At 61.8% G+C, this 9,839-nt stretch carries 9 protein-coding genes; 1 reads left to right on the top strand and 8 read right to left on the bottom strand.

Going from position 1 to position 9,839, the window contains the following annotated elements:
* Nucleotides 1–118 precede the first annotated feature (118 nt).
* From ACR0KJ_RS18615 to glyA, 5 genes are all read right to left on the bottom strand, one after another.
* Entirely contained in the window at nt 119–541 is a 423-nt protein-coding gene (locus ACR0KJ_RS18615; protein ID WP_170456616.1) for a universal stress protein, read from the bottom strand.
* Between the two features lie 79 nt (nt 542–620).
* On the bottom strand, nt 621–1,994 hold the full coding sequence (locus ACR0KJ_RS18610; protein WP_480627380.1) for an alanine/glycine:cation symporter family protein: 1,374 nt from the start codon (nt 1,992–1,994) through the stop codon (nt 621–623).
* Nucleotides 1,995–2,020: 26 nt separating this feature from the next.
* Complete coding sequence (lipA, locus tag ACR0KJ_RS18605; RefSeq protein WP_480627379.1) at nt 2,021–2,965, bottom strand: lipoyl synthase; 945 nt, start codon at nt 2,963–2,965, stop codon at nt 2,021–2,023.
* Entirely contained in the window at nt 2,962–4,359 is a 1,398-nt protein-coding gene (gene lpdA, locus ACR0KJ_RS18600; RefSeq protein ID WP_480627378.1) for a dihydrolipoyl dehydrogenase, read from the bottom strand. Before lpdA ends, lipA begins: the two co-directional genes overlap by 4 nt.
* An 11-nt stretch (nt 4,360–4,370) precedes the next feature.
* Nucleotides 4,371–5,624, bottom strand: coding sequence for a serine hydroxymethyltransferase (gene glyA / locus ACR0KJ_RS18595; protein WP_480627377.1), 1,254 nt, complete (start codon nt 5,622–5,624; stop codon nt 4,371–4,373).
* A 147-nt stretch (nt 5,625–5,771) separates the two neighbouring features.
* Between glyA and ACR0KJ_RS18590 the strand changes: the two genes are divergently transcribed.
* A complete protein-coding gene (locus ACR0KJ_RS18590; protein WP_170456626.1) occupies nt 5,772–6,374 on the top strand; it encodes an XRE family transcriptional regulator in 603 nt (200 codons plus the stop codon).
* 9 nt (nt 6,375–6,383) lie between these two features.
* Here the strand turns inward: ACR0KJ_RS18590 and ACR0KJ_RS18585 are convergent, their stop codons facing one another.
* The 3 genes from ACR0KJ_RS18585 to ACR0KJ_RS18575 are packed head-to-tail and all read right to left on the bottom strand — an operon-like array spanning nt 6,384 to nt 9,839.
* Nucleotides 6,384–7,154: a citryl-CoA lyase gene (locus tag ACR0KJ_RS18585; protein WP_480627376.1), complete on the bottom strand. Its 771-nt coding sequence runs from the start codon at nt 7,152–7,154 to the stop codon at nt 6,384–6,386.
* Complete coding sequence (locus ACR0KJ_RS18580) at nt 7,151–8,338, bottom strand: CoA transferase (RefSeq protein WP_170456630.1); 1,188 nt, start codon at nt 8,336–8,338, stop codon at nt 7,151–7,153. Before ACR0KJ_RS18580 ends, ACR0KJ_RS18585 begins: the two co-directional genes overlap by 4 nt.
* Nucleotides 8,328–9,839 carry a tripartite tricarboxylate transporter permease gene (locus ACR0KJ_RS18575; protein WP_170456632.1) on the bottom strand — a complete coding sequence of 504 codons (1,512 nt, stop codon included), beginning with the start codon at nt 9,837–9,839 and terminating at the stop codon, nt 8,328–8,330. Before ACR0KJ_RS18575 ends, ACR0KJ_RS18580 begins: the two co-directional genes overlap by 11 nt.

The following is a 9,839-nucleotide window of genomic DNA, read 5'->3' as shown; positions in this document are numbered from 1 at the left end:
CATCGGATACTGAACAGGCATCTCCCAGCCCGCAAAATCAACCAGCTTACCTCCCAACTCAACGTGCAAGGCGTACAAGGGCGTGCGTTTCATGTCGGACATAATTCTCACCTTTCAATCAGCGGGACTGGTCGCGAACGACCATGACGGTGCAATGCGCGTTGCGCACCACTCGGGCCAGGTTCGGGCCAATCTCATAATTCGGGAAATCGCCCTTGGTCGATGCCATGACGATCAGGTCAAAGCCGTCCTTATGGGCCAGCTTCAGGATTTCGCGGTAGACGCTGCCTTCTTCGATATGCACCGGCACGTCCGAGGCATTGCCGTGATCCAGAATGGCCTGAACCGCGCCGCGCACGTGGTCTTTGGCACCCGCGCCATAGTTGGCAGGCAGGTTCGGCAGCTGGATGATCTCGGGGATGACGGCCACCGCATGCAGTTCGGCACCGTAGAATTTCGCCTGTTCCAACGCGACCGGCAGCGCAGTCTTCCACGAGCGGTCGTCAGTGTGATCGATTGGCAGCAGTATTTTCGTCGCCATCACGTCTCTCCTCGAGATAGGGAAATCTGTTTCAAAGGCGGGGGGCCGGGTTGGCCCCCCGTTTTTGCAAGGGCCGGGATTATTCGGCAGGCGTACCGCCGGGCTCTTCCGACTGGCCTCCGCTGGCAAAGAACTCTTTCGTCAGCTTGAAGACGATCGGGCTCAGCAGGGCCAGGGCGATCAGGTTCGGAATGGCCATCATGGCGTTCAGCGTGTCTGCCAGCAGCCAGATGAAGCCCAGATCCGCAGTTGCGCCGAAATAGATCATCACAATCCACAGGACGCGGTAGGGGATCAGCGATTTGACGCCCAGCAGGAACTCGACGCATTTTTCACCGTAGAAGGACCAGCCGAGGATGGTGGTGAAGGCGAAGATCGACAGAGCGATGGCGATCAGATACCCGCCGATACCCGGCAGCGACAGTTCAAAGGCGTGGCTGGTGAGCGCTGCACCGGACTCACCCGATGTCCAAGCACCAGACGAGATGATTGCCAGGCCGGTGATCGAGCAGACGATGATGGTGTCGATGAACGTGCCCAGCATCGCGATCAGGCCCTGATTAACCGGACCTTTGGTCTCGGCTGCGGCATGTGCGATTGGGGCCGAGCCCAGACCGGCTTCGTTCGAGAACACACCACGCGCCACACCAAAGCGGATCGCGGCCCAGACGGCGGCACCCGCGAAACCGCCTTCGGCGGCGGACGGGGTGAAGGCATAGGTAAAGACCAGCGACAGGGCGTTGCCAATGTTGCCAATGTTGATAAGCAGAACCAGCAGACCGGCGACGATGTAGGCGACCGCCATGAACGGAACCAGTTTACCGGCAACCGCACCGATGCGGGTGATGCCACCCAGGATCACGGCTGCGGTCAGAACCATCAGAACCACGCCGGTGACCGAGGAGTTCAGGCCGAAGTTCGATTCCAGAACCTGCGCCACACCGTTGGCCTGCACGCCGTTGCCGATGCCGAAGGCTGCGATTGCGCCGAACAAGGCGAACGCAACTCCCAACCAGGCCCATTTCGCGCCCAGACCGTTTTTGATGTAGTACATCGGGCCGCCGACATAGTTGCCCAGTTCGTCCTTTTCACGGTATTTCACCGCGCAGACGGCTTCGGCATATTTGGTGGCCATGCCCACCAGGGCGGTCATCCACATCCAGAACAAGGCGCCCGGACCGCCCAGGAAGACAGCAGTGGCCACACCGGCAATGTTCCCCGTGCCGATGGTTGCCGACAGCGAGGTCATCAGTGCGTTGAACGGGCTGATCTGCCCTTCGCCCTGACCCTCACGGCCTTTGAACAGCAGGCTGAAGCCCGTGCCAATGCGCAGGATCGGCATGAATTTCAGCCCCACCTGCAAGAAGAAGCCGACGCCAAGGATGAGGACCAGCATCAGCGGCCCCCACACGACGCCATTGATGGCCCCTACGATTGAATTTAACGCTTCCATGGTTTCTCCCTCCCGATAGCGTTGGTTTATGCCCCTTTGGCGAGGGCCCGCTGGCGGGCCTGCCTGAGGGCGGCAAAATCTTCGTCCGCGTGGAACGACGACCGGGTCAGCGGAGTGGCTGACACGTGCAAAAAGCCCTTGGACCGTGCGATCTGTTCCAGTTGGGCAAACTCCTCCGGTGACCAGAACCGGTCGATCGGGTGATGTTTCGGGGTCGGCTGCAGGTATTGGCCGACGGTCAGGAAATCGACCTGTGCCGCGCGCAGATCATCCATCACCTGCCGCACGTCGTTTAGGCTTTCGCCCAGACCAACCATCAGGCCGGATTTGGTGAAAATCTCGGGATTTGCGCGCTTGGCATCGTCCAGCAAACGCAGCGACGCATAGTACCGCGCACCGGGCCGAACCGTCGGATACAGATGCGGCACGGTTTCGAGATTGTGGTTGAACACATCCGGGGCAGCCGCGAACACGGTGTCGGCGGCATCGCCCTTGCCCAGGAAATCAGGCGTCAGAACCTCGACCGTGGTGCCGGGGTTCTGGTGGCGTACAGCGCGGATGGTCTGGGCGATATGCCCGGCTCCGCCATCGTCCAGATCATCGCGGTCCACCGAGGTGATGACCACATGGCGCAGGCCCAGCTTTTTCACCGCCGCCGCAACGCGCCCCGGCTCGAACGCATCCAGCGCGTCGGGGCGACCGGTAGCGACATTGCAGAAGGAACAGCCACGGGTGCAGACCTCGCCCATGATCATCATGGTGGCGTGGCGTTTCGACCAGCATTCGCCGATATTGGGGCAGGCGGCCTCTTCACACACCGTCGCCAGATTGTGGTCACGCATCAGGCGGCGGGTTTCGTAATACTCAAGCCCCTCGATCTTTTTCCGGCGAATCCATTTGGGCTTGCGCGGAATGGCGCTGTCGGCCTTCTTGGCCTTTTCCGGGTGGCGAGGGCGAAGCTGGATGGTCATCTGGCTGGTCCCTTCAACGCGTGAATCGCGCGGCCCATGGCGTCAAGGCAGGCTTCTTTGACCGCCTCGCCCATGGCTGGGTGTGCATGACAGGTGGAGGCGACCTCGGACACGGTTGCGTCTTTGGTCATGGCCAGAACCAGTTCGGCAATCAGATCGCCGCCATGGGCACCGCAGATATGCGCACCCAGGATTTTGCCGTTCGGATCAGCCAGAACCTTGACCGCGCCGTCGGTTTCTCCGGTCGAACGGGCGCGCGAGTTGGCCATGAAAGCGAACTTGCCGACCGCGTATTCGGTGCCCGCCTCTTTCAGCGCCTCTTCAGTCAGTCCAACCGAGGCGACCTCGGGGTCGGTGTAAACCACGCCGGGAACGGTGTTGTAATCCACATGGCCTGCTTCACCAGCCAGCATCTCGACGCAGGCAACGCCGTCTTCTTCGGCCTTATGCGCCAGCATCGGTCCGGGGATGCAATCGCCGATGGCATAGATGCCGGGAACCGATGTGCGGAAGGTGCCATCGACCTGAACAAACCCACGCGGGTCCAGCGCGACGCCCAGATCTTCCAGCCCAAGCCCGCGTGTGACGGGGCGGCGGCCAACGGCGATCAGAACCTTGTCGGCCTCGATCACCTCTTCCTTGTCCTTGCCGACCCGGTCCAGCGTCAGGGTCAATCCCCCATCGCTTTTGTCGATGGACTTCAGGGCCCGGCCAAGCTGAAACTTCAGCCCGCGTTTCGACAAGGCGCGCTGCGCCAGTTTGGCAATTTCGCCATCGATGCCCGGCAGAACACGGTCGAGATATTCGACCACCGTGACCTTGGCCCCAAGCCGCGCCCAGACCTGACCCAGTTCCAACCCGATGACGCCCGCACCGACCACCACCAGATGATCGGGCACCGCGTCCAAAGCAATTGCGCCGGTCGAGCTGAGGATATCCTGTTCGTCAATCTCGATCCCCGGCAGGGGGGTCGGCTCGGACCCTGTTGCGATCAGGATGTTTTTGGCCTCGTAGACCGTGTCACCAACCTTTACCTGCCCATCGGCGGGAATGCTGGCCCAGCCCTCGATCAGTTCAACGCCGTTTTTCTGGAACAGAAACGCGATGCCCTTGGTCAGATCGCCAACAATCTTGTCCTTGCGTCCCATCATCGCGCCCACGTCGATGCTGGCCCCCTCGACCGCAATGCCATGGGAGGAGAGATGTGCAATATCGGCATATTTGGCCGAGGAGGTCAGCAACGCTTTGGAGGGGATGCACCCCACGTTCAGGCAGGTTCCGCCGAGGGCCCCGCGCCCTTCGACGCAGGCCACTTTCATGCCCAGCTGAGCCGCGCGAATGGCTGCAACATAGCCGCCCGGCCCGCCGCCGATGACAATCAGGTCGTAGATCATGTCTTGGTCTTTCAGTAGATCGGGTGGCTGGCGCAGATCGCGCGGACTTTCCGGCGGGTGGCTTGTTCAATCGCTTCGTCACCGTCGGGGGATTGTGCCAGCGCATCCAGCACGTCGCCGATCAGGTGGCCGATCTGCTTGAACTCTTCGGGGCCAAAGCCCCGGCTGCAGCCAGCTGCGGTGCCCAGTCGGATGCCGCTTGTCACGGTGGGTTTCTCGGGATCACCCGGCACGCTGTTCTTGTTGCAAGTGAACCCAGCCCGTTCCAGCGCGGCTTCGGCGTCTTTGCCGGTCACGCCGATGGGGCGCAGATCGACCAGCATCAGGTGGTTTTCCGTCCCGCCGGAAACGATGTCACACCCGCGCGCCATCATCACATTGGCCAGGGCCGCTGCGCTGTCGACCACGCGCTGCATGTAGATTTTGAACTCGGGCTGCAGCGCCTCTCCGAACGCGACGGCCTTGCCTGCGATGACATGCATCAGGGGGCCGCCCTGCAAACCGGGGAACACGGCCGAGTTGATCTTTTTCGCCAGCGCTTCGTCATTGGTCAGGATGATCCCGCCACGTGGACCGCGCAGGGTTTTATGGGTGGTCGAAGTCACCACATGGGCATGTCCGATGGGCGAGGGGTGCAGGCCCGTCGCAACCAAACCGGCAATATGGGCCATGTCGGCCAGCAGCCATGCGCCGACCTCATCGGCAATGGCGCGGAAACGGGCAAAATCGATCTTCTGAGAATAGGCCGATGCACCGGCGATGATCAGCTTGGGCTTTTCGGCCTTGGCCAGCGCCGCGACCTGATCGTAGTCAATCAGCCCCGCATCGGTCAGGCCGTACTGGACCGGGCGAAACCACTTGCCGGATTGCGCGGGCTTCGCACCGTGGGTCAGGTGGCCGCCTGCATCCAGCGACATGCCAAGGATCGTATCACCGGGGCTGAGCAGGGCCAGCTTGACCGCGCCATTGGCCTGCGCGCCGGAATGCGGCTGGACGTTTGCGTATTCACACCCGAACAGCTGCTTCAGCCGGTCGATGGCTTCCTGCTCGACCTCATCCACATATTCGCACCCGCCATAATAGCGGCGGCCCGGATAACCTTCGGCGTATTTGTTGGTCAGGACTGAGCCCTGCGCGTCGATCACAGCCTGGGAAACGATGTTCTCGGATGCGATCAATTCGATCTGTTCAGCCTGACGGGTGCCTTCGCGGGCAATCGATGTGGCGATAACGGGATCGGCTTCGTGCAGCGGTGTTTTGAACATTTTCTCCTCCTCGATAACCGAATCCTCGGTTCGAAACTTTGTTTCCTATAGTGGAAAAAGTTCCCCCAAGGCAACATCCTTCTCACTTTTGTGAAGTTGCGAGATGATCGGAGACTCGGTAACCTTCAATAAAATAGGGAGATTTTTATGGGCGAAGACCAACGGATTGAGGCGTCCACCCACGAGGAAGAGGGCGAAGGGGCCGCATTGGGGCGGTCAATTCGCGATGCGCGCCGCGAAAAAGGCTGGACTTTGGAAGAGGCCGGGCGCGCCGCGGGAATCGGTCGCTCGACCCTATCGAAGATCGAAAACAACCAGACCAAACCCAGTTTCGAGATCGTGCGCCGCCTGACTCAGGCACTGGACATGAACCCGCCACAACTGTTCGTGCAATCCGGTCAGTCCGGCCTCACGGGTCGTCGCGATTTCACACCCAAGGGCGCGGGCGAGATGCGCGAAACCGCAACCTACCTGCACGAGCTTTTGTGCTCGGAACTGACCAGCAAGCGCATGTTGCCCTATGTCGCCACGATCCGCGCGCGCGATATTTCTGAGTTCGACCAGTGGGTGCGCCATTCCGGGGAAGAGTTCATGTATGTCCTCAGCGGCGAGTTGATCTTTATCTCGGAACACTACCGCCCGCTGCCGATGAAGGCGGGGGATTCGCTTTATTATGACAGTGGGATGGGACACGGCTGTATTTCGACCAGCGAGGAAGATGCAAAGGTGCTTTGGGTCTCGCTGGAATAGGGCGTTTCGCTATTCGTCTTTCAGATAGGTCCATCGGTAGTGTGGCGGCGTCGGCCCCTTGTTGCGCCCGCCTTGCTGCATCTGTTCCCAAGCGTGGGCCAGAATACCGACCGAGCGGGACAGACAGAACAAACCGCGCGCCAGCGGCGGCCCAAAGCCGAGTTCGGCATATATAACCGCCGTAGCACCATCGATGTTCATTGGAACGGGATTGCCCTTGCGATGCGCAAGTTCGCCCTCGATCGCCTGCCCGATCCGCATGAAATCCCCGCTGCATGCCCCTTGATCGACGGCTTCAGCAACCAACTGCATCAGGCGCGGGGCGCGCGGGTCGGTTGGGGTGTGAAAACGGTGGCCGAAACCGGGCAGAATCTTTCCGTGGGTGGTGATCCAGTCATCCAATGCGCCCGGCAGATCCTGCGTGTGATCCACGACAAAGTGATAAAGCTGCACCGCCTGCTCTCCGGCCCCGCCATGCACGTCCCCCAACATGTTGACCGCGCTGGCCATGGCGTTGTTCAGGGGCAGACCGCAGGTCACCGCCATTCGGGCCGCTGCGATTGAGGGCGCTTGCGGGCCGTGATCCACGGCGGCCACCAGCGCGGCTTCGAACAGATGGGCCTGCGCCGGGCTAGGTCTGTCGCCGCGCAGCATGAACCAGATCATCTCAGCGAAACTTAGGGTGCCGATCAGGTCCTGGATCGGCTCGCCGCGCAACTCAATCCGGCCCGGTTCCATGTCGATGATCGCGGTTTTCCACCAGTCGGAGACGTCGCTCAAATCACGCCCTCCCGTTGCAGGGCGTCGATCTCGGACTGGGTCAGGCCAAGCGCGGACCAGATGGCGGCATTGTCCGCCCCCAAATCCGGCGGCGCGGTTTCTGGGTGGTTGCGTGTGCCGTCCATGACAACCGGGCTGCCAGCTAGGTGCAGGTTCTCGCCCTGCACGTCTAGAGGCCCGATCAGACCACGCCCTGCCAATTGCGGGTCGTCGAGCGCATCGGCGACGGTCAGAACCTGCCCGGTGGGCACCCCAAGGCCATTCAACTCCTGCACCCATTCTTTTGCTGGCCGCGTGGTCAGCGTGCGCTCTAACTCCGCGCGCAAGGCATGGCGGTTTTTCTTCCGATCCTCGCGGGTTGCGTAGTCCGGATTGTCCAGAAGATCGGCCCGACCCAGGTGCCGGGCCAGGGCCTGCCATTGTTCATCCCGGTTGGCGGCGATGTTGATCGGGCTGTCTGCGGTGGCAAATGTACCGGACGGGGCCGAGGTTGTGTTCTCATTGCCATGCGCGGCGGGCGTCACGCCGCCGATCAGGTAATTTGACACGACCCAGCCCATTGTGGAAATCACCGCCTCGGTCATCGCGACATCCAGAAACGCGCCGCGCGGGGTGGCGTTCAGGGCGGATGTGATGGCGAAGGCCGCTGTCAGCCCGCCGACCGTATCGGCCAATGGATATCCGACGCGATAAGGGGCGGTGTCCGGCGCGCCGGTGATCGACATGACCCCGCTGATGCCCTGCACGATCTGGTCATAGGCCGGGTCGTCGCGGCGCGGCCCGTCCTGCCCGAACCCGCTGATGGCGCAGTAGATCAGGCGGGGGTTTTCGGCCTTCAGGACCTCATAGCCCAGACCCAAACGATCCATCACGCCGGGCCGGAAATTCTCGACCAGAACATCCGCCGTGCGAACAAGCCGTTTCAGCAGCGCCTTGCCGCGTTCGGATTTCATGTCCAAAGTGACGGATTTCTTCGCCGCGTTCTGGGCCAGAAAACTGATCCCCATCCCGGCCTTGTTGCGGTCCGGGTCAGCCCCCAGCACACGGGCCAGATCGCCGGAACCGGGGCGCTCGACCTTGATCACTTCGGCCCCCATCAGCGCGAGCTGATAACAGCAATAGGGGCCGGCAAGCACGTTCGTCAAATCCAGAACGCGGATGCCGGCCAAAGGGTCAGTCGCCATCAGCAACACCGGCCGCCCGCGCCTTGGCCCGGCGTGCGCGGTAGCTGGGCAGCAGCACCAGAAGGACGGCGATCACCAGCAGGCCCAGCGTCATCGGGCGTTCCCAGATGAAGGCGATGCCGTCATACAGCTGCATCGAGCGGGCAAAGTTGTCCTCCATCATCCCGCCGAGGATGAACCCGATCAGAAGCGGGGCGAGGGGGTAGTCCGCGAATTTCAACGCGGTGGCACAGATGCCGAAACCGACGAGGATCAGCAACTCGGTCGCGTTGTTCTGGCCGATATAGGCCCCCATCAGGGTGAAAAACAGGATGAACGGGATCAGGTAGTTGCGCGGCACGGCCAGCACTTTGGCGATGTAGGGGATCAGCGGCAGGTTCAGGATCAGCAGAACCAGATTGCCGATGAACATCGACATGATGACCGCCCAGAAGATCTGTGGCTCGTCCAGCATCAGGCGCGGGCCGGGGGTCACGTTCAAAGCGATCAGCGCACCCAGCAGGATGGCCGTGGTCCCGGACCCCGGAATGCCCAGCGTCAGCAGCGGCACGAACGACCCTGTGCAGGCCGCGTTGTTGGCGGATTCAGGTGCGGCGAGGCCCTTAATCGATCCTTTGCCGAACTCGTCCTGTTCCTGCTTCGGCGCGATGTTGCGCTCGACCGCATAGCCGAGGAAGCTGGCGATCGTGGCCCCGGCCCCCGGCAGAACGCCGATGAAGAAACCTTGCACCGATTGGCGACCGATCACGGGCGCGATGGCTTTGGCCTCGTCTTTGGTGATGCGCAGGTCTTTGATCTCTCCGTCATCGCCTTGCAGGTCCTTGGGTTTCAGAACCAGAAACAGCGCCTCGGGCAGGGCGAACATCGCCATGGCCAGCGTGATGAAGCCAAAGCCGGATTGCAGGTCCATGATCCCCATGGTGAAGCGGGGCAGGTTGAACAAAGCGCCTTCGCCGACGGTTGCCATGATCAGGCCGAGGATCGTCATGATCAGCGCCTTGGCCACCTGACCCGACCCGGCAAAGGCCGCAATGGCAGACAGGCCCACAACCATCAGGGCGAAGTATTCGGCCGAATGGAACAGCAGCGCGACCGAGGACAGGGCAGGGGCGAAGACCATCAGCAGAATGGCCCCCAATGTGCCGCCTGCGAAACTGGCGATGGCGGCGATGGTCAGCGCTTTGCCGGCCTTGCCTTGCCGCGCCAGCGGGTAGCCATCGAAGCTGGAAGCCACGGTGCCCGCGACCCCCGGCGCGTTCAGCAAAATGGATGAGGTCGAGCCGCCAAAGATCGCGCCATAATAGACGCCCGCCAGAAGGATCAGCGCCGCCGACGGATCGCCCATCGAAATCGCAACCGGGATCATGATGGCGATGATCGACATCGGCCCAAGGCCGGGAAGCATGCCGATGAAGGTGCCGATCAGACAGCCCGCGATGACCATCAGAAGGTTTTGGATTGAGAATGCCGTTTGCAGGCCGATCAGAAGTCCTTCGAGCAT

This window comes from Ruegeria sp. AD6, assembly GCF_056542325.1.
Note: the sequence above shows the minus strand (reverse complement) of the source record. Positions and strands in the feature narration are given on the sequence as shown.

Bases quoted from the DNA above. Each gene is read 5' to 3' on its own strand.
- ACR0KJ_RS18615 (WP_170456616.1), bottom strand. From the start codon at position 541: ATGGCGACGAAAATACTGCTGCCAATCGATCACACTGACGACCGCTCG.
- ACR0KJ_RS18610 (WP_480627380.1), bottom strand. From the start codon at position 1,994: ATGGAAGCGTTAAATTCAATCGTAGGGGCCATCAATGGCGTCGTGTGG.
- lipA (WP_480627379.1), bottom strand. From the start codon at position 2,965: ATGACCATCCAGCTTCGCCCTCGCCACCCGGAAAAGGCCAAGAAGGCC.
- lpdA (WP_480627378.1), bottom strand. From the start codon at position 4,359: ATGATCTACGACCTGATTGTCATCGGCGGCGGGCCGGGCGGCTATGTT.
- glyA (WP_480627377.1), bottom strand. From the start codon at position 5,624: ATGTTCAAAACACCGCTGCACGAAGCCGATCCCGTTATCGCCACATCG.
- ACR0KJ_RS18590 (WP_170456626.1), top strand. From the start codon at position 5,772: ATGGGCGAAGACCAACGGATTGAGGCGTCCACCCACGAGGAAGAGGGC.
- ACR0KJ_RS18580 (WP_170456630.1), bottom strand. From the start codon at position 8,338: ATGGCGACTGACCCTTTGGCCGGCATCCGCGTTCTGGATTTGACGAAC.
- ACR0KJ_RS18575 (WP_170456632.1), bottom strand. From the start codon at position 9,839: ATGCTCGAAGGACTTCTGATCGGCCTGCAAACGGCATTCTCAATCCAA.